The following is a 19,849-nucleotide window of genomic DNA, read 5'->3' on the forward strand; positions in this document are numbered from 1 at the left end:
CATGCGCCTTCTCCGACACGCGTCCGTTCTGGCCTTCGCCCTGCTGGCCGGCGCCTGCACCTCCTACCAGTACATCCCGCCCGCGTCCGAGGCCGGCCGCCAGTGCGTGGCCACCTGCGACACCAACCGCCAGATCTGCGTTGCGGGCAAGGAACAGGCTGCGGCCGCCCAGAACCAGGCCTGCGAGACGCGGCGAGCCACGCAGCTGGCCAGCTGCCTGGCCGTGGCGCTCACGCCTGAAGCGCGCGCCTACTGCCACAAGGTGGCGCCGCACTGCGCCGGCGCCTACGCCGGCACCGACAGTTGCGAGGAGGGTTACCGCGCCTGCTACGTGCAGTGCGGCGGCCGCGTGGTCGAAGTCGAGGATTGAGCCGCGCGCGGGCGCTCAAAGCGCCACCGGCTTCGCCTGCCAGATCTCGTGCGCGTACTCGGCGATGGTGCGGTCGGACGAGAAGGCGCCCATGCCGGCGACGTTGAGGATGGCTTTCCGCGTCCAGGCCTCGGGATCGCGGTAGAGCGCGTCCACGTCGGCCTGCCGGGCGACGTAGCTCTCGTAGTCGGCCAGCAGCAGGTAATGGTCGCCCCAGTTCACGAGCGCGTCGAAGAGGGCCTGGTAGCGGCCCGGCTCGCCGGGTGAGAACACGCCCGACTGGATGGCGTCGAGCACGCGCCGGAGTTCGGCGTTGCCCTCGTAGATCGCGCGCGGCTGGTAGCCGCGGGCGCGGATGTCGGCCACCTGCGGCGTGGTGTTGCCGAAGATGAAGATGTTCTCTTCGCCGACGCTTTCCTTCATTTCCACGTTGGCGCCGTCCAGCGTGCCGATGGTCAGCGCGCCGTTGAGCGCGAACTTCATGTTCCCCGTGCCCGAAGCCTCGGTACCGGCGGTGGAGATCTGCTCGCTCAGGTCGGCCGCCGGCATGATGATCTCCGCCAGGCTCACCGAGTAGTTGGGCAGGAACACGACCTTGAGCCGCTTGTTCGTGCGCGCGTCGGCGTTCACCACGGCGGCCACGTCGTTGATGAGGCGGATCACCTGCTTGGCCATGTGGTACGCCGACGCCGCCTTGCCCGCGAAGATGACGACGCGCGGCACATGGGGGCCCTCGGGTTCGTCCAGGATGCGGTGGTAGCGCGTGATCACGTGCAGCACGTTGAGCAGCTGGCGCTTGTACTCGTGGATGCGCTTGACCTGCACGTCGAACATCGCATCGGTGTCCAGCACCAGGCCGTTCATGTGCTGCTCCACCCAGTTGGCCAGGCGCAGCTTGTTCTCGCGCTTGGCATGGCGGAAGGCGCGCACGAAGGCCGGCTGCGCGGCCATGGGACGCAGCGCCTCCAGCTGCGACAGGTCGCGCCGCCAGCCCTTGCCGATGCGCGTGTCCAACAGCGACGCGAGCGGCGGGTTGGCCTGCGCCAGCCAGCGGCGCGGCGTGACGCCGTTGGTCTTGTTGTTGAAGCGCTCGGGAAACAGCTTGGCGAAGTCCGCGAAGATCGACTGCTTCATCAGCTCCGAATGCAGGGCCGACACGCCGTTGATCGAATGGCTGGCCAGCACGGCCACATAGGCCATGCGCACGCGGCGCTCGCCGCTTTCGTCGACCAGCGACAGGCGCCGCATGAGTTCGTTGTCGTGGCCCGCCTGCGCCGCCACCTGGGCCAGGAAGCGCGCGTTCATGTCGAAGATGATCTGCAGGTGGCGCGGCAGCACGCGGCCCAGCATGTCCACGGGCCAGGTCTCCAGGGCCTCGTGCATCAGCGTGTGGTTGGTGTAGCTGAACACCTTCTGCGTCTGCGCCCAGGCCTCGTCCCACGACAGGCCGTGCTCGTCGAGCAGCAGGCGCATCAGCTCGGGCACGGCCAGCACGGGGTGCGTGTCGTTCAGGTGGATGCTGACCTTCTCGTGCAGCTGGCTGAAGCCGGTGTGGTTGCGCAGGTAGCGGCGCAGCAGGTCCTGCACGCTGGCGCTGCAGAAGAAGTACTCCTGGTGCAGGCGCAGTTCCTTGCCCGAGAGCGTGGAGTCGTCGGGGTAGAGCACGCGCGAGACGTTCTCGGAGTGGTTCTTGCTCTCCACCGCCGCCATGTAGTTGCCTCGGTTGAAGGCCGACAGGTCGATCTCCTCGGTGGCCCGCGCCGACCACAGGCGCAGCGTGTTGGTGGCCTGCGTGCCGTAGCCCGGGATGATGGTGTCGTAGGCCATGGCCAGCACGTCGTGCGTGCCCACCCAGCGCGCCGCGCCGCCCGGCGTGTGGCCTTCGACATGGCCGCCGAAGCGCACGCGGTAGGTCACTTCGGGCCGCTGGAACTCCCACGGGTTGCCGCGCGTGAGCCAGTAGTCGGGCGTCTCCACCTGCTGGCCGTCGACGATGCGCTGGCGGAACATGCCGTATTCGTAGCGGATGCCGTAGCCCATGCCCGGCACGCCCAGCGTGGCCATCGAGTCCAGGAAGCAGGCCGCGAGCCGGCCCAGGCCGCCGTTGCCCAGGGCCGCGTCGGGCTCGCGTTCGGCGAGCTGGCTCATGTCGATGTCGAAGTCGGCCAGCGCCGTCTTCACGGTGTCGTACAGGTCCACGGCCAGCAGCGCGTTGGTGAAGGTGCGGCCGATCAGGAATTCGGCCGACAGGTAGTACACGCGCTTGCGGTCCTGCGCGTAGTTGGCGCGGGTGGTGGCCATCCAGCGCTCCACGAGCTGGTCGCGCACGGCCAGCGCGGTGGCATGCAGCCAGTCGTCCTGGCTGGCGGCCACCGGGTCCTTGCCGACGGCGTAGATGAGCTTGTTGGCCACGGCGCGCTTGAAGGCGGCAACGTCGCGGTCCGGGTGGTCATATTCGAAGGCGGAGGTCATGGGCTGGGGCGGATCGGGGGTTGGGGCTCAGGCGGCCTGCAGAGCCTGGCGGTAGAGCGCGATGTACGCGGCGGCCGCGCCGGCCCAGGCATGGGGCTGGCGCATGCCGGTGGCGCGCACGCGGCGCCATTCGATGGGGCGCGCATACAGCGCGAAGGCGCGCCGGACGGCGCGCGCGAAGGCATCGCTGTCGAAGGTCTCGAAGACGAAGCCGTTGGCGCTGCCGTCGGCGATGTTCTCCAGCGTGCAGTCGGTCACCGTGTCGGCCAGGCCGCCCACGCGGTGCACCAGCGGCAGCGCGCCATAGGCCAGGCCGTACATCTGGGTCAGGCCGCACGGTTCGAAGCGCGAGGGCACCAGCACCACGTCGCCGGCGCCGAACAGGCGGTGCGCGAGCGCCTCGTCATGGCCCACGCGCACGGCGATGCGCCCAGGCTGCGCGGCGGCGCGGGCACGGAAGGCGTCTTGCATCCACGCCTCGCCGCTGCCCAGCAGCGCGAGCTGGCCGCCCTGGGCCAGCAGGGCGTCCAGGCCCTCGAGCACCAGGTGCAGGCCCTTCTGCTCGCTGAGCCGGCTCACGACGATGAAGAGCGGCGCCTGCGCTTCGGCGTGCAGGCCCAGCTCGGCCTGCAGCGCCGCCTTGCACAGGGCCTTGCCGTGCATCGCGCGGCCATCGGGCTGCTGATAGGTGCGGGGCAGCAGCGCATCGGTGGCGGGGTTCCAGACCGCATCGTCCACCGCATTGAGGATGCCGTGCAGCACGTGGCTGCGCGCGCGCAGCAGGCCGTCCAGGCCCTGGCCCTGCGCGGGGGTCTGGATCTCGCGGGCGTAGCCGGGGCTCACGGTGCTGATCCGGTCGGCGTAGAAGAGGCCGGCCTTCATGAAGGACAGCTGGCCGTGGAATTCGAGCCCTTCGACCTGGAACGCCTCGGCGGGCAGGCCGAGTTCCGGAAAGTTCCAGGGCTGGAACAGGCCCTGGTAGGCCAGGTTGTGGACGGTGAACAGGCTCCTGACCTGTGGCGTATGGAAGCGCAGGTACGCCGGCGCCAGGCCCGCATGCCAGTCGTGCGCATGCACGAGCTCGGGCCGCCATTGCGCATCCAGGCCCTGCGCCAGCCGCATCGCGGCCCAGCCCAGCAGCGCGAAGCGCCGGTGATTGTCGCCGTAGGGCTGGCGTTGCGCGTCCTCGTACGGGTTGCCGGGGCGTTCGTACAGGCCGGGTGCGTCGATCAGGTAGATGGCGATGCGCCGCGCGCCGCCGTCCAGCGGGAGACGCCCGAAAAGGAGCTGCGCCTCCTCGCCCCAGGGCGCCTGCAGGCGCGCCACCGGCTGCGCCTCGGCCACGCCCGCGCGGATCGCGGGAAAGGCCGGCAGCAGCACGCGCACGTCCTCGCCGGCGGCCGTGAGCGCGGGCGGCAGCGCGCCGACGATGTCGGCCAGCCCGCCGGTCTTGAGCAGCGGGAAGATCTCGGCCGCGACCAGCAGGATGCGCATCAGGCCGCGCGCTCCTCGTGCGCCAGCCGGGCCAGCATCGCGCGCGTGATCAGCACCACGCCGCCCTCGGTGCGCTCGAAGCGGCGCGCGTCGGCCGCCGGGTCCTCGCCCACCACCAGCCCGTCCGGGATCTCGCAGGCGCGGTCGATCACCACCTTTCGCAGCCGCGCCCCGCGGCCGATCACCACGTCGGGCAGGATCACCGCCTCCTGGATGTCGCAGAAGGAATGCACGCGCACGCCCGAGAACAGCACCGAATGGCGCACGCCCGAGCCCGACACGATGCAGCCGCCGGAGGTGATGACGTTCACCGCCTGGCCCGGGTTGCCGTCGCGGTCGGGCACGAACTTGGCCGGCGGCAGCTGGCGCTGGTAGGTCCATATGGGCCAGTCGGTGTCGTAGATGTCCAGCTCCGGCGTGACCGAAGCCAGGTCGAGGTTGGCCGACCAGAATGCATCAATCGTGCCCACGTCGCGCCAGTAGGGCTCGGTGCCGGGCTCGCGGCTCACGCAGGACAGCCCGAAGGGATGCGCCACCGCCCGGCCTTCGGCCACGGCGCGCGGGATGATGTCCTTGCCGAAGTCGTGGCTGGAGCCGGGGTTGTCCACGTCTTCCTCCAGCAGCCGGTACAGGTAGTCGGCGTCGAAGATGTAGATGCCCATGCTGGCCAGCGACACCGCGGGGTTGCCGGGCATGGGCGGCGGATCGGCCGGCTTCTCGACGAAGGCCGTCACGCGCCGCTGGTCGTCCACCGCCATCACGCCGAAGGCCGTGGCATCGGCGCGCGGCACCTCGATGCAGCCCACGGTGCAGCCGCCGCCGTTGCTCACGTGGTCGCGCAGCATCAGCGAGTAGTCCATCTTGTAGATGTGGTCGCCGGCCAGGATCACGACGTAGTCGTGCCGGTGCGAGCGCGAGCGGATGATGTCGATGTTCTGGAACACGGCGTCGGCCGTGCCGCGGTACCAGTGTTCCTCGCTCACGCGCTGCTGCGCGGGCAGCACTTCCACCATCTCGCCCATTTCCGCGCGCAGGAAGCTCCAGCCGCTTTGCAGGTGGCGCATGAGCGAATGCGACTTGTACTGCGTCATCACCGCGATGCGGCGGATGCCCGAATTGATGCAGTTGGACAGCGCGAAATCGATGATGCGGAACTTGCCGCCGAAGTACACGGCCGGCTTGGCGCGCCGGTCGGTCAGCTGCTTGAGCCGCGAGCCGCGGCCGCCGGCCAGCACCAGCGCGATGCTGCGCCGCACGAGCTGGTGGGTTTCGAGGGTCTGTTCCATCCGGGTCTCCAGGATTCCTTGCGGGGGGATGCGCGCGTGCAAAAGGTTCAGGCTAGCCGCGGCGCAGGCGCCGGTCTGCAGGCGGACAGCCAAAGGCTCGCGGCCGCCACCTGCTCGCGGGCCTGCAGCCGGCGCGGGGCCGCGGGCGGCGCCAGGTCCTGCGCCGGCGCACTGGCCAGATGCAAGTCCCATGCCCCGGCAGGGGTGGCGAAGTCCTGCGCGGCGTCGGCCGCGTTGACCCACAGCAGCCAGCGCGGGGCATCGGCGTCGGCCGGGGTGAAGAGCACGCCCAGCGCATGCCGGTGGCGGTCTTCCCAGTCGGCGGCCTGCAGGGGCAGGCCGTCGGGGCGCAGCCATTGCACGCCGCCTTCCCGGGGATCGAAGCCGGCCGGCCACCACCGGGCGTGGCGCAGCGGCGCGGCTTGGCGGCGCAGCGCGGCCAGGCGTGCCACGTAGGCCGCCAGCCCCTCGTCGGCGACGGCCCAGTCCAGCCAGGTGGTCGCGTTGTCCTGGCAGTAGGCGTTGTTGTTGCCGCCCTGGCTGTGGCCCAGCTCGTCGCCGGCCAGCAGCATGGGCGTGCCCTGCGACAGCATCAGCACGGCGAGCAGCGCGCGCGCCTTGGCCCGGCGGCGCGCCTGCACGGCCGGGTCGTCGGTTTCGCCCTCGGCGCCCTGGTTGGCGCTCAGGTTGTGGCGATGGCCGTCGCGGCCCTGTTCGCCATTGGCCTCGTTGTGGCGCTGGTCGTAGCTCAGCAGGTCGCGCAGGGTGAAGCCGTCGTGCGCGCAGATGAAGTTGACGCTGGCCGTGGGTGCACGGCCGCTGTGGCGGAACTCGGCGCTGCTGCCCAGCAGCCGGTGCGCGAAGTCGCCGCGCGTCACGCCCTCGGCGCCCCCGGGATGCAGCCAGAAGGCGCGCTGCGTGTCGCGGAAGCGGTCGTTCCATTCCAGCCACCCTGGCGGGAAGGCGCCCAGCTGGTAGCCGCCCGGGCCGATGTCCCAGGGCTCGGCGATCCAGAGCGCCTGCGACAGCACCGGGTCCTGCATGAGCGCCGCGAAGAAAGGCGCGCGGGCGTCGAAGTGGCCGCCCGCACCGCGGCCCACCATGGGTGCGAGGTCGAAGCGAAAGCCGTCCACGCCCAGCGCCACCCACTCGCGCAGGCTGTCCATGGCCAGCTGCACCACGCGCGGCTCGGAAAAATCGAGGCAGTTGCCGCAGCCGCTCCAGTTCTCGTAGAAGGCCGGGGCGTCGGCGCGCAGCCGGTAGTACAGCGCGTTGTCGATGCCGCGCAGCGACAGCGTCGGGCCCAGCTCGTCCGTCTCGGCGCTGTGGTTGAACACCACGTCGATCACGAGCTCCATGCCGCGCGCGTGCAGCGCATCGGCCAGCGCGCGGAACTCGCTGCGCGGCGAGCTGCCGGGCTGGCCGCTCCCTTGTTCGCGCGCGAACCCGCTCCAGTACCGGGCCTCGGGCGCCATCCAGCCGATGGGGCTGTAGCCCCAGTGGTTGGCCAGGCCCAGCTTCTGCAGGCGCTCCTCGTCGGCGCGGTGCTGCACGGGCATCAGGCTCAGCGTGGTCACGCCCAGGCGCTGCAGGTGGTCGAGCACCGCCGGATGCGCCAGGCCCGCGTAGCTGCCGCGCAGCGCCTCGGGCACGGCCGGGTGCCGCCGGGTCTGGCTGCGCACATGGGCTTCGTAGAGCACGCGATCGCCGGCCGCCACGCGCGGGCGCGGCATGGCCGAAGGCGGCAGCGGCGCGCACACGCGCGCCTTGAGCGCCACGCCGGCGTTGTCGCGCGCATCGCGCTCGTCGGGCTGCCCCGGCACATGCCCCAGAAACACGTCCTGGCCGCCGTACACGCCCACCACCTCGCGCGCATGCGGGTCCAGCAGCAGCTTGGCCGGGTTGAAGCGCAGCCCTTCGCGCGGCGCCCAGGGGCCATGCACGCGATAGCCGTAGACCAGCCCTTCGCGCGCGGCCGGCAGCAGGCCGTGCCAGACGCCATCGGTGCAGGCCGGCATCCGAAGGCGCTGCTGTTCCTGCCGGCCGCTGGCGTCGAACAGGCACAGCTCCACCGCCTCCGCGGCCGGCGCCACCAGCGCGAAATTGACGCCGCCACCGGCTTGCACGGTGGCGCCCAGGGGATGAGGCCGGCCCGCGGACAGCATGGCGCTCAGGCCCGCACCCACATCACCGTCGCCAGCGGCGGCACGGTGACGAGCGCCGATTGCATCTGCCCGTGCCAGGGCGCGTCCTCGGTGTTGACGATGCCGTTGCCCACGCCCGAGCCGCCGTACACGGGCTGGTCGGTGTTGAGGATCTCGCGCCAGGCGCCGGGGGCGGGCAGGCCCAGCCGGTAGCCGTGGCGCACCACGGGCGTGAAGTTGCACACGGCGACCACGCAGGCGCCGTCCTTCGCCCAGCGCACGAAGGCGAAGACGGACTGCTGCACGTCGTCATGCACCAGCCACTGGAAGCCGGCGCTCTCGCAGTCCTGCTCGTAGAGGGCCGGGAAATGGCGGTAGATGTTGTTGAGGTCGCGCACCAGGCGCCGCAGGCCTTCGTGGGCCGGCTCTTCCAGCAGGTGCCAGTCCAGGCTGCGGTCATGGTTCCATTCGGCGCGCTGGCCGAATTCGTTGCCCATGAACAGCAGCTTCTTGCCCGGGTAGGCCCACTGGTAGGCGTAGAGGTTGCGCAGGCCGGCGAACTTCTGCCACTCGTCGCCATGCATCTTGGCGAGCATCGATCCTTTGCCGTGCACCACTTCGTCGTGCGAGAAGGGCAGCACGAAGTTCTCGGAATGCGCATACATCAGACCGAAGGTGATGGCGCGGTGGTGGTGCTGGCGGTAGACCGGGTCCAGCCGCGCGTATTCGAGCGTGTCGTTCATCCAGCCCATGTTCCACTTGTAGTGAAAGCCCAGGCCGCCCTCGCCCTGCTCGTCGGGCGGGCGTGTCACGCCCGGGAAGCTGGTCGATTCCTCGGCGAGGGTGACGGTGCCGGGCCGCTCGGTGCCCACCACATGGTTCATGCGGCGCAGGAAGTCGATGGCCTCCAGGTTCTCGCGCCCGCCCTGCACGTTGGGCACCCACTGGCCCGGCGCGCGGCTGTAGTCGCGGTAGAGCATCGAGGCCACGGCGTCCACGCGCAGGCCATCGACGCCGTAGCGCTCCAGCCAGTAGAGCGCGTTGCCCACCAGGTAGTTGCGCACCTCGGTGCGCGACCAGTTGAAGACCAGCGTGTGCCAGTCGTTGTGGAAGCCCTCGCGCGGGTCGGCGTATTCGTACAGCGCCGTGCCGTCGAAACGCGCGAGGCCGTGCGCGTCGGTGGGGAAGTGCGCGGGCACCCAGTCCAGGATCACGCCGAGCCCGGCCGCGTGCGCGGCCTGCACGAAGTGGCGGAAGTCCTCGGGCGCGCCGAAGCGCGAGGTGGGCGCATACAGGCCGATGGGCTGGTAGCCCCAGGAGCCGTCGAAGGGGTGCTCGGCGACGGGCAGCAGCTCCAGGTGCGTGAAGCCCAGGTCCTTGGCATAGGGCACCAGCGTGTCGGCCAGCTCGCGGTACGTGAGCCATTCATAGCCGTTCTTGCGCCGCCAGGAGCCCAGGTGCACTTCGTAGATGCTGATCGGCGCCTCGCGCGCGTTGGCCGCGGCGCGGCCGGCGGGCAGGGGCACCGGCGCGGGCAGCGGCTGCACCAGGCAGGCCGTGGCCGGGCGCAGGCGCGTGCTGCGCGCATAGGGATCGGCCTTGCGCAGCACCTGGCCGTCCGCCGCCAGGATCTCGAACTCGTAGGCGTCGCCCACGCCCACGTGCGGCGCGAAGATTTCCCACACCCCGCATTCGCGGCGCAGCCGCATCACGTGGCGCCGGCCGTCCCAGTTGTTGAAGTCGCCCACCACCGAGACGCGCCGCGCATGGGGCGCCCAGACGGCAAAGGCGGTGCCGCGCACGCCCTGCATCTGAAGGGGATGCGCGCCCAGCCGCTCCCAGGGCCGCAGGTGGGTGCCCTCGGCCAGCAGCCAGACATCCATGTCGCCCAGCACGGGCGGGAAGCGGTAGGGGTCGTCCAGCAGCTGGGCATGGGTGTCCCAGTGCACGTGCAGGCGGTAGCCCATGCGCGCAGGCGCGGCCGGCACCAGCGCGCCGAACAGGTCGGAATCGCCCTGGCGCTGCAGCATGGCCAGCGGATCGCCCGAGCCCGCATGCACCACGCCCACGGCCTGGGCGCCGGGCAGCAGGGCGCGCACGCACAGGCCCTCGGGCAGTTCATGCGGGCCGAGCACGGCGAAGGGGTTGCCATGCTCGGCGCGCATCAGCGCCTGCAGTTCGGTTTCAGGCAGCAGGACGGGCATGCGGAACGAGGGTGGGCTGCGCCAGGAACACGCCCCAGGGCGCCAGTTGCAGATGGGTGCCGTCGGCCGCGAGCGCGCCGCCGGTGCAGGGGTGCCCCGCCAGCGGCTGGAGCGGGGCGGGCAGGGCGAGCGTCTGCGGCCGGTCGGACAGGTTGAAGACCGCGTGCAGCGCGGCCCCGGCATCGTTGCTGCGCACCAGGTACAGCAGCGGCTCGGGGGTGTCGAAGAAGCGCAGGGCGCCCGTGCGCAGCAGCGGCTGGCCGCGGCGCCAGTGGATCAGCGCCCGGCTGTAGGCCAGCATGGACTGGGCGTCGGCCGCCTGCCGGTCCACCGCCAGCGGCAGGTGGTCGGCGAACACGGGCAGCCAGGGCGGTGCGCTCGCGCCGGTGGAAAAGCCGCCGTGCAGGCCATCGGTCTGCCAGGGCATGGGCGTGCGGCAGCCATCGCGGCCCTTGAACTCGGGCCAGAAGGCGCGGCCGTACGGGTCCTGCAGCCGCTCGAAGGGCACCTCGGCCTCGGGCAGGCCCAGCTCCTCGCCCTGGTACAGGCAGGCGCTGCCGCGCAGGCTCAGCAGCAGGGCCAGCCAGAGCCGGTCACGGGCGGCGTCGGTGGCGCCGCCGGCGCCCCAGCGGGTGGCCACGCGCGGCACGTCGTGGTTGGAGACGGCCCAGCAGCCCCAGCCGCCCGTCGTGGCCAGTGCGTCTTCCAGCGCCTGCACCTGGCCGCGCAGGTGGCGCGCGCTGCGCTCGCTGGTCAGCAGCGAGAAGCTGTAGGCCATGTGCAGGCGCTTGCCGGCCTCGGTGTACCGGGCCATCACCGGGGGCGCGTTCTCGTCGCCCACCTCGCCCAGCGCAGCGGCGCCGAACGCGTCCAGCAGCGTGCGCAGGCGCTCCAGGAAGGCCAGGTTCTCGGGCTGGCTCTTGTCGTGCAGGTGGCGCTGCATGGCATAGGGGTTGTCCACGCGCACCGTGCTCACGCCGCCGATTTCCTCCGCCGCCGCGGGCGGGTTGTCGCGCAGCTGCCGGTCGTGGAACTGGTGGTTGCAGGCATCGAAGCGAAAGCCGTCCACGCCGCGTTCGCACCAGAAGCGCACCTCGCCCAGCAGGGCGTCCTGCACCTCGGGGTGGTGGAAGTTCAGGTCGGGCTGCTCGGCCAGGAAGCTGTGCAGGTAGTACTGCCGCCGGCGCGCGTCCCATTGCCAGGCGCTGCCGCCGAAGACCGAGAGCCAGTTGCTGGGCGGCGTGCCGTCGGGCTTCGGGTCGGCCCACACGTACCAGTCGGCCCTGGGGTTGTCGCGGCTGCTGCGGCTTTCCTGGAACCAGGCGTGCTGGTCGGAGGTGTGCGAGAGCACCTGGTCGATGATGACCTTGAGCCCCAGGGCGTGGGCGCGGGCCAGCAGGGCGTCGAAATCGGCCAGCGTGCCGAAGATCGGGTCCACGTCGCGGTAGTCGGCCACATCGTAGCCGAAGTCCTTCATGGGCGAGCGGAAGAAGGGCGAGATCCAGACGGCGTCCACGCCCAGCTGGGCCACATGGTCCAGGCGGGCCGTGATGCCCGGCAAGTCGCCAATGCCGTCGCCGTTGCTGTCCATGAAGCTGCGCGGGTAGATCTGGTAGATCACCGCGCCACGCCACCAATCCTTGCCCATCACCGGTCCCTGATCGCGTCGTCGATTCATTGTGGCATGCGAGAAGCGGGCCAAGCGCGGCGGCCCCGGGCCCGGCGGGCCGCTGCGCCGATAATCCGCCCTTCCCGGCCGCCAGCCGCCGGGCTTTGCGTGTCCCAAGCCATGAATCCCACCTACACCCCTGCCGAGGTCGAATCGGCTGCCCAGGCGCACTGGAAGGCTGCCGATGCCTACCGCGTCACCGAAGAAGCCGGCAAGAAGAAGTACTACGCCTGCTCCATGCTGCCCTACCCCAGCGGCAAGCTGCACATGGGCCACGTGCGCAACTACACCATCAACGACATGCTCACGCGCTACCTGCGCATGAACGGCTACAACGTGTTGATGCCGATGGGCTGGGACGCCTTCGGCCTGCCGGCCGAGAACGCGGCGCTGAAGAACGGCGTGCCGCCGGCGAAGTGGACCTACGAGAACATCGCCTACATGAAGGGCCAGCTCCAGGCCATGGGGCTGGCGATCGACTGGAGCCGCGAGATCGCCACCTGCGACCCGTCCTACTACAGGTGGAACCAGTGGCTGTTCCTCAAGATGCTGGAAAAGGGCATCGCCTACCGCAAGACCCAGGTCGTGAACTGGGACCCGGTGGACCAGACCGTGCTGGCCAACGAGCAGGTGGTGGACGGGCGCGGCTGGCGCACCGGCGCCCTGGTGGAAAAGCGCGAGATCCCGGGCTACTACCTCAAGATCAGCGAGTACGCGCCCGAGCTGCTGGAGCACACCCAGCACAAGCTGCCGGGCTGGCCCGAGCGCGTGAAGCTGATGCAGGAGAACTGGATCGGCAAGAGCGAGGGCGTGCGCTTCGCCTTCACGCACGACATCCGCGGCGAAGACGGCCAGCCGATCCAGGACGGCCGCATGTACGTGTTCACCACGCGCGCCGACACCATCATGGGTGTGACCTTCTGCGCCGTGGCGCCCGAGCACCCGCTGGCCGCGCACGCGGCGAAGGCCGACCCGAAGATCGCGGCCTTCATCGCCGAATGCAAGGCCGGCGGCGTGACCGAGGCCGAACTGGCCACGCAGGAAAAGAAGGGCGTGCCCACCGGCCTCACGGTCACGCACCCGATCACCGGGGAGCCGGTGCCGGTGTGGATCGGCAACTACGTGCTGATGAGCTACGGCGACGGTGCCGTGATGGGCGTGCCCGCCCATGACGAGCGCGACTTCGCCTTCGCCAACAAGTACGGCATCGACATCCTGCAGGTGGTGCTGGTCGACGACGAACCCGATTTCGACTACCACCGCTGGCAGGACTGGTACGCCGACAAGGAACGCGGCGTCACCATCAATTCCGACAACTTCAGCGGCATGCGCTACCAGGAAGCGGTGGACGCCGTGGCCCATGCGCTGCAGCTCAAGGGCCTGGGCGAGAAGAAGACCACTTGGCGGCTGCGCGACTGGGGCGTCTCGCGCCAGCGCTACTGGGGCACGCCGATCCCCATCATCCACTGCCCCGAGCACGGCGCCGTGCCCGTGCCCGAGAAGGACCTGCCGGTGGTGCTGCCCACCGACTGCGTGCCCGACGGCAGCGGCAACCCGCTGAACAAGCGCGAGGACTTCCTGGCCTGCGAATGCCCGATCTGCGGCAAGGCCTCGCGCCGCGAGACCGACACGATGGACACCTTCGTGGACAGCTCCTGGTACTTCATGCGTTACTGCGATCCCAAGAACGATCAGGCCATGGTCGGCGAGGGCGCGCAGTACTGGATGCCGATGGACCAGTACATCGGCGGCATCGAGCACGCCATCCTGCACCTGCTGTACGCACGCTTCTGGACCAAGGTCATGCGCGACCTGGGCCTCGTGAAGATCGACGAGCCCTTCACCAAGCTGCTCACGCAGGGCATGGTGCTCAACCACATCTACTTCCACCGCGACGAGAAGGGCGGCAAGCACTACCACCCGCCGCTGGAAGTGACGCCCACGCTCGACGCGCAGGGCCGCATCGTCGGCGGCACGGCGGCCGACGGCCGCCAGGTCGAGTACGGCGGCGTGGGCAAGATGGGCAAGAGCGAGCGCAACGGCGTCGACCCGCAGGACCTGATCGAGAAATACGGCGCCGACACCGCGCGCCTGTACACCATGTTCACGGCGCCGCCCGAGGCCACGCTGGAATGGAACGACGCCGCGGTGGAAGGGAGCTTTCGCTTCCTGCGCCGCGTGTGGAGCTTCGGCGCCGCGCTGCAGGGCCGTGCGGCCGTGGCCGGCAGCACCGGCGACGTGGTGTTCGGCAAGGCCGCCAAGGCGCTGCGCCACGAGGTGCACACCGTGCTGCGCCAGGTCGACTACGACTACCAGCGCATGCAGTACAACACCGTCGTCTCGGGCGCGATGAAGCTGCTGAACGCGCTGGAAGGCTTCAAGCCGCAAGAGGGTGACGCCGGCGACGCGGCGGCCGTGAAGGAAGGCTTCGGCATCCTGCTGCGCGTGCTGTACCCGGCCACGCCGCACCTCACGCACCAGCTGTGGCATGCGCTGGGCTATGCGGCCGAGGCGGGCGAGCTGCTGGACGCGCCCTGGCCCCAGGTCGACGAGAAGGCGCTGGAACAGGACGAGGTCACGCTCATGCTGCAGGTCAACGGCAAGCTGCGCGGCTCGCTGGTCGTGCCCGCCGGTGCCGACAAGGCCCAGATCGAGCAGCTGGCGGTGGCGAGCGAGGAATTCGCCAAGTTCGCCGAAGGCCAGCCGGTCAAGCGCGTGATCGTCGTGCCGGGCCGCTTGGTCAACGTGGTGGTGGGCTGAGCATGAAGGCGCCCGCGACTTCGATGGCCGGCCGACGCGCGTTGCTCGCCGCGGCGCCCGCGCTGCTGCTGGCCGGCTGCGGCTTCCAGCTGCGCCGCGCGGCCAACTATCCCTTCAAGTCCATCGCCGTCGTGGGCTCGGGCCTGCTGGCCGCCACCATCCGGCGCGAACTCAAGGGCCAGGGCACGGTCACCGTGCTGGCCGAGGGCGCCGACTTCATGGGCGCCGAAGTGGTGTGCCAGTTGCAGGACATCTCGCGCAGCAGCGGCATCGCGGCCAGCACCTCGGGGGGCCAGATCCGCGAACTGACGCTGAGCCTGACCGTGCGCTACCGCTTGGTGCGCACCGAAGGCGGCAAGGAGCTGATCCCGCCCACCTCGGTGCAGCAGTCGCGCGACATCAGCTACAACGAAACTTCCGCGCTCGCCAAGGAGAACGAGCAGGAGCTGCTCTACCGCGACATGACGGTCGACATCGCGCAGCAGATCGTGCGCCAGATCGGCTTCGTCAAGGCGCTCTGAGGTCTCCATGCAGTTGGCGCCCGCGCAACTCGCCGCGCACCTGACGAAGGGGCTGCGCGCGCTCTACACCGTGCACGGCGACGAGCCGCTGCTGGTGCAGGAGGCGGCGGACGCCATCCGCGCGGCCGCGCGCGCCGCGGGCCACACCGAGCGCAGCAGCCACACCGTGGCCGGTGCGCATTTCGACTGGAGCGCGGTGCTGGCGGCCGGGGGCTCGCTGAGCCTGTTCGCCGACAAGCAGATCGTCGAGATCCGCATCCCCTCGGGCAAGCCGGGCAAGGACGGCAGCGCGGCGCTGCAGCAGATCGCCGAGAGCGCCGCGGGCAACGACAGCACGCTCACGCTGGTGCTGCTGCCGCGGCTGGACAAGCAGACCCGCAGCGGCGCCTGGTTCGGCGCGCTCGACGGCCACGGCGTCACCGTCCAGGTCGACCCGGTGGAGCGCGGGCAGCTGCCGGCCTGGATCGCGCAGCGCCTGGCGCAGCAGGGCCAGCGCGTGAAGGGCGGCGAAGAGGGCCAGCGTACCCTGCAGTTCTTCGCCGACCGCGTGGAAGGCAACCTGCTGGCCGCGCACCAGGAGATCCAGAAGCTCGCGCTGCTGTATCCGGCCGGCGAACTGGCGCTCGCGCAGGTGGAGGCGGCTGTCAACAACGTGGCGCGCTACGACGTGTTCAAGCTCTCCGAAGCCGTGCTGGCCGGCAACGCGGTGCGCACGGCGCGCATGCTCGAGGGCCTGCAGGCCGAGGGCGAGGCCGAAGTGCTGGTGCATTACGCGCTGGCCGAGGACATCCGCGCCTTGAAGCGCGTCAAGGACGCGATGAACGCCGGCCGGCCGCTGCCCATGGCGCTGCGCGAGAGCCGCATCTGGGGCCCGCGCGAGCGCGCCTTCGAGCGCGTGCTGCCCCAGCTGGAGAGCCGGCAGCTGGCCCATCTGCTGCGCGCCGCGCATCTGGTGGACGGCATCGTCAAGGGCCTCAAGCAGCCCGACTGGCCGGCCAGCGGCTGGCAGGCGTTGCAGCGGCTGGCGCTGATGCTGTGCCGCGCCTGCGCGCGCTGAGCGCCGCCGCCCGCCATGAGCGCTCCGCTGGACCGCATCGACCGCCGGTTGCTGCAGGCCCTGCAGGCCGACGCGCGCCAGAGCGCCCAGGCGCTCTCTGAAGCCGTGCATCTGTCGGCCCGCGCCACGCTGAGCCGCATCCACCGGCTGCAGCAAGACGGCGTCATCACCGGCTGCCACGCGCAGGTGCAGCGCAGTGCGCTGGGCGAGCACGTGGCGCTGTTTGCCGAGGTCACGCTCAAGGACCAGCGCCCGGCGACCGTGCAGCGCTTCGAGCGCCACGTGGCCGCCTGCCCCGAGGTGGTGGGCTGCTGGCTGCTCAGCGGGCGCTACGACTACCTGCTGCGCTTCGGTTGCCGCGACCTGGCGCATTACCGCCGGCTGACCGATGCCTGGCTGGAGGACGTGGGCCTGGGCATCGACCGCATCGTGACCAGCACCGAGCTGCAGACCGTCAAGGAGTTCACCGGCTTTCCGGTGCCCGGCGCCTAGGGACGGTCTTCACGGCCCGGGCCCGCACCGGTTGGACTTCCGAAACGGAAGCGCCTCCCCCGCCCCTGCCACCGAAACGGCCGCTGCGCGGCCTCGCAACGTCGATTGCGGGGCGCCCGGCTGCCTAGACTTTGAGGCGGGTCGGGCGGCCCCACGCGGCCTGATCCGTCCAGTCCAAGGAGCGGGCCATGACACGCTATCTCGACGTCCACGACCTGCGGCAGCTGCTGCGCGCCCGCGGCGTGCCGCGCATGCTGCGCGAGATGCGCGCCTGCATCGAAGAGGACTTCCTGCGTTGGGAGTCCTTCCAGATGAGCGCGCGCGTGGCGCATCCCTCGGCCGCCGGCGTGATCGAGCTGATGCCGGTGTCCGACGCGCAGCGCTACGCCTTCAAGTACGTCAACGGCCATCCCGGCAACCCGCGCGTGCAGCTGCCGACGGTAATGGCCTTCGGCGTGCTGGCCGAGGTGGCGACCGGCTATCCGCTCCTGCTCAGCGAACTGACCGTGACGACGGCGCTGCGCACGGCCGCCACTTCGGTGCTGGCCGCCCGCGCGCTGGCGCGCCCCGGTGTACGGACGCTGGCGCTGATCGGCAACGGCGCCCAGTCCGAATTCCAGGCCCTGGCCTTCATGGAAGGCCTGGGCATCCGCGAACTGCGCGTGTTCGACACCGATCCGCGCGCCACCGGCAAGCTGGTGGCCAACCTGGCGCCCTGGGTGCGCAGCGGCGAGCTGCGGATCCAGGGCGCGGGCAGCGTGCAGGAGGCCGTGCAGGGCGCCGGCATCGTGACCACGGCCACGGCCGACAAGCGCCGCGCTGCCGTGCTCGACGCAACCTGGGTGGCCCCGGGCACGCACCTCAACGCGGTGGGCGGCGACTGCCCCGGCAAGACGGAGCTGCCGCCCGCGCTGGTGGCGCGCAGCAAGGTCTTCGTCGAATACGAGCCGCAAACCCGCGTCGAGGGCGAGCTGCAGCAGATGCCCGCCGATTTCCCCGCCACGCCCCTGTGGCAGGTGCTGGCCGGCCGCGCCGCCGGCCGCGACGGCGCGCAGCAGATCACGCTGTTCGATTCGGTGGGCTTCGCGCTGGAGGACTTCTCGGCGCTGCGCTACCTGCACGCGCTGGCGCTGGACGCCGGGGTGGGCCGCGACATCGACCTCGTGCCCGCGCTGGATGATCCCAAGGACCTGTTCGGCCCTGCGCTCGGCAGGGGCGCCGAGCCAGCGCCGCCGGTGGCGCAAGGAATGGAGGCGATGGCATGAACCGTGAAGCGATGCGCAGGATGCGCACGCCCTGCCCGCTGGCGCTGATCGGCGCCGAAGTGGGCGAGGGCGCGAGCGACGCCGGCTGCAAGTGGGGCGCCCAGGCACTGCGCGAGCGCGGATTGGCCGCGCACCTGCATCGCGCCGGCCGGCAGGCGCATTGGGCGGGCTGGGTGCAGGCCCCAGGCGCAAGGGATGCTGCCGGGCGGCTGCGCGCGGTGGAGCGCTTCAATGCCGAGCTGGCGCAGCGCGTGCTGGCCGAGGCGCAATCGGGGGCGCTGCCCGTGGTGGTGGGCGGCGACCATTCCTGCGCCGTCGGCACCTGGAGCGCGATCGCCGAGCACTGGCGCCCGCAGGGCGACATCGGCCTGGTGTGGGTGGACGCGCACCTGGACGCCCACACGCCGGCCTCCTCGCCCAGCGGGGCGCCGCACGGCATGCCGGTGGCGGCGCTGCTGGGCCATGGCACGCCGGGGCTCACGTCGCTGGGCGGCTGGGCCGGCAAGCTGCAGCCGGACCATCTGGTGATCCTCGGCGCGCGCAGCTTCGAGGCCGGCGAGCTGGCGCTGCTCACGTCGCTGGGCGTGCGCGTGATGTACATGCCCGAAGTCGCACAGCGCGGCTTCGCGGCCTGCCTCGCCGAAGCCGTGGCGCAGGTACGCCGGCACACCGTGGCCTGGGGCCTGAGCTTCGACCTGGATGCGCTGGACCCCGCCGATGCCCCCGGCACCGGCACGCCGGTGGCGGCCGGCATCCGGCTGGCCGATGCGATGGGTGCCCTGCGCGCCTGTGCCGCCGACCCGGCCTGCGCCGCGCTGGAAGTGGTGGAGTACAACCCGCGGCATGACAGCGACGGGCGCACGGCGCAGGCGGCCTTCGACCTGCTGGCGGCCATGACCGAGCCGGGCCCTGTGGCGGACCCGCCCCGCGAAGCCGGTCGCACCTGCCTCGCCTGAGCGCAAGGACCGAGAAAGGGACGGCCCCGCTCAGCCGGCCGGCCCGGCCTGCCGGCGGTAGTCCGACGGCGACACGCCCGTGTGCGCGCGGAACGCGCGGCTGAAATGCGCGCTGCTGTTGAAGCCCCAGGAAAAGGCGATTTCGGTGATGCTGCGCGCGGCCTGGGCCGGATCGCGCAGCTCGCGCATGCAGCCCTCCAGCCGGCGGCGCAGGATGTACTGCGCCAGCGTGTCGCCTCCCTGGTCGGCTTCGCCCCCGCCGAAGCTCTTGTGCAGCAGGCGCTTGCTGCAGTTCAGCGCGTGGGCGATGCCGTCGATGGACAGCGACGCGTCGTGCAGGTGCCGCCCCACGTAGGCGCGGATGCGGTCGCGCATCGCCTCGGCCTGCGTGGCCGGCGTGCCCTGGCCCGCCAGGTCGCACAGCGACAGCCGCACCAGCTCGGTGATCAGGTCGCCCGCGCCGCGCGCGGCCTGGGGCGACATGCTGGGCAGCTCCAGGTAGGTGTTGCGCATGGTCTCCAGCGCCACGCGCGAGATGCCGGCCGAGCCGCCCACCAGCCGGCCCATGAGTTCGTCCAGCCGCAGGCCCGTGGCGGCCAGCTGCTCCTTGGGCACCATCACGATCAGGTGCTGCGAGCGCTCGGGGTTCTGCACCACGTAGCGGCCCGTGGTGTCGTAGATGGCCCAGGCGCCGGGCCGCGCACGCGCCTGGCGGCCGTGCTGTTCGACGCTGGCCAGGCCCTGCCAGGGCGCGACGATCTTGAGGCAGGGCGCGTCGCTGCGCAGCGCGCTGCGCGCGGCCATCTGCGTGACGCGGTGGCGGTTGGCTTCCAGCCACACCATCAACACGTCGCCGGCCCGGGCGCTGTGCAGGTGGCCGTCGAACTGCGTGTCGCCGTACACGTCGGACTGCAGGCCGTGGAACAGGCCCGCCATCCATTGGTGCCACGCGCCCACGGTCTCGCGCGTGGGCATGCCGTCAGTGCTCAGTGACAGGGCGGTGGACATGGCGGGGAGTATGAGGCGCAAAGGATGATCCGATCCGCCGTGTGGACGGCCCCGCACTCAGGGTTAACCCCGCCCCGCATGCACGCGCGGTCAAGCCTGGGTGCGCCGGCGGAAAAGCCAGTCGGGTGGGACCGCGCCACCATTCGCGCCA

General features: G+C 71.1%; 14 protein-coding genes. 7 read left to right on the plus strand and 7 right to left on the minus strand.

The window, feature by feature from the left end:
- Position 1 precedes the first annotated feature (1 nt).
- A complete protein-coding gene (locus LG388_RS07700) occupies positions 2 to 370 on the plus strand; it encodes a hypothetical protein (RefSeq protein ID WP_225782273.1) in 369 nt (122 codons plus the stop codon).
- 15 nt (positions 371 to 385) lie between these two features.
- Here the strand turns inward: LG388_RS07700 and LG388_RS07705 are convergent, their stop codons facing one another.
- Genes LG388_RS07705 through LG388_RS07730 form a run of 6 tightly spaced genes read right to left on the minus strand, consistent with a single transcriptional unit; the run spans position 386 to position 11,618 of the window.
- A complete protein-coding gene (locus LG388_RS07705; protein WP_225782274.1) occupies positions 386 to 2,842 on the minus strand; it encodes a glycogen/starch/alpha-glucan phosphorylase in 2,457 nt (818 codons plus the stop codon).
- Between the two features lie 27 nt (positions 2,843 to 2,869).
- Positions 2,870 to 4,336, minus strand: coding sequence for a glycogen synthase GlgA (glgA, locus tag LG388_RS07710; protein ID WP_225782275.1), 1,467 nt, complete (start codon positions 4,334 to 4,336; stop codon positions 2,870 to 2,872).
- On the minus strand, positions 4,336 to 5,622 hold the full coding sequence (gene glgC, locus LG388_RS07715; RefSeq protein WP_225782276.1) for a glucose-1-phosphate adenylyltransferase: 1,287 nt from the start codon (positions 5,620 to 5,622) through the stop codon (positions 4,336 to 4,338). Before glgC ends, glgA begins: the two co-directional genes overlap by 1 nt.
- 47 nt (positions 5,623 to 5,669) lie before the next feature.
- Positions 5,670 to 7,787, minus strand: a complete 2,118-nt coding sequence (gene glgX, locus LG388_RS07720; protein WP_225782277.1) for a glycogen debranching protein GlgX — start codon at positions 7,785 to 7,787, stop codon at positions 5,670 to 5,672.
- 5 nt (positions 7,788 to 7,792) lie between these two features.
- Positions 7,793 to 9,970 (minus strand): 1,4-alpha-glucan branching protein GlgB, encoded by a 2,178-nt coding sequence (glgB, locus tag LG388_RS07725; RefSeq protein WP_225782278.1) that lies wholly within the window; start codon positions 9,968 to 9,970, stop codon positions 7,793 to 7,795.
- The gene (locus tag LG388_RS07730; RefSeq protein WP_225782279.1) at positions 9,951 to 11,618 is read right to left on the minus strand and encodes an alpha-amylase family glycosyl hydrolase; all 1,668 of its coding nucleotides are present in this window, start codon (positions 11,616 to 11,618) and stop codon (positions 9,951 to 9,953) included. Before LG388_RS07730 ends, glgB begins: the two co-directional genes overlap by 20 nt.
- 141 nt (positions 11,619 to 11,759) lie before the next feature.
- Here LG388_RS07730 and leuS point away from each other — a divergent pair, with 141 nt between their 5' ends.
- The 6 genes from leuS (at position 11,760) to LG388_RS07760 (ending at position 18,690) form a co-directional block, all read left to right on the plus strand.
- On the plus strand, positions 11,760 to 14,399 hold the full coding sequence (leuS, locus tag LG388_RS07735) for a leucine--tRNA ligase (RefSeq protein ID WP_225782280.1): 2,640 nt from the start codon (positions 11,760 to 11,762) through the stop codon (positions 14,397 to 14,399).
- Between the two features lie 23 nt (positions 14,400 to 14,422).
- Positions 14,423 to 14,920 (plus strand): LPS assembly lipoprotein LptE, encoded by a 498-nt coding sequence (lptE, locus tag LG388_RS07740; protein ID WP_225782281.1) that lies wholly within the window; start codon positions 14,423 to 14,425, stop codon positions 14,918 to 14,920.
- A gap of 7 nt (positions 14,921 to 14,927) precedes the next feature.
- Positions 14,928 to 15,977: a DNA polymerase III subunit delta gene (gene holA, locus LG388_RS07745; protein ID WP_225782282.1), complete on the plus strand. Its 1,050-nt coding sequence runs from the start codon at positions 14,928 to 14,930 to the stop codon at positions 15,975 to 15,977.
- 15 nt (positions 15,978 to 15,992) lie between these two features.
- A complete protein-coding gene (locus LG388_RS07750; RefSeq protein WP_225782283.1) occupies positions 15,993 to 16,469 on the plus strand; it encodes an Lrp/AsnC family transcriptional regulator in 477 nt (158 codons plus the stop codon).
- Between the two features lie 188 nt (positions 16,470 to 16,657).
- Complete coding sequence (locus LG388_RS07755) at positions 16,658 to 17,734, plus strand: ornithine cyclodeaminase (RefSeq protein ID WP_225782284.1); 1,077 nt, start codon at positions 16,658 to 16,660, stop codon at positions 17,732 to 17,734.
- Positions 17,731 to 18,690 (plus strand): arginase, encoded by a 960-nt coding sequence (locus tag LG388_RS07760; protein WP_225782285.1) that lies wholly within the window; start codon positions 17,731 to 17,733, stop codon positions 18,688 to 18,690. The genes LG388_RS07755 and LG388_RS07760 overlap by 4 nt, the downstream gene beginning before the upstream one ends.
- Before the next feature lie 30 nt (positions 18,691 to 18,720).
- On the opposite strand, the gene LG388_RS07765 is transcribed toward LG388_RS07760, so the two are convergent.
- Positions 18,721 to 19,698, minus strand: coding sequence for a helix-turn-helix domain-containing protein (locus LG388_RS07765; protein WP_225782286.1), 978 nt, complete (start codon positions 19,696 to 19,698; stop codon positions 18,721 to 18,723).
- Between the last annotated feature and the right edge of the window lie 151 nt (positions 19,699 to 19,849).

It is taken from the genome of Xenophilus sp. Marseille-Q4582, assembly GCF_916700565.1.
GTDB lineage: Bacteria > Pseudomonadota > Gammaproteobacteria > Burkholderiales > Burkholderiaceae_C > Xenophilus.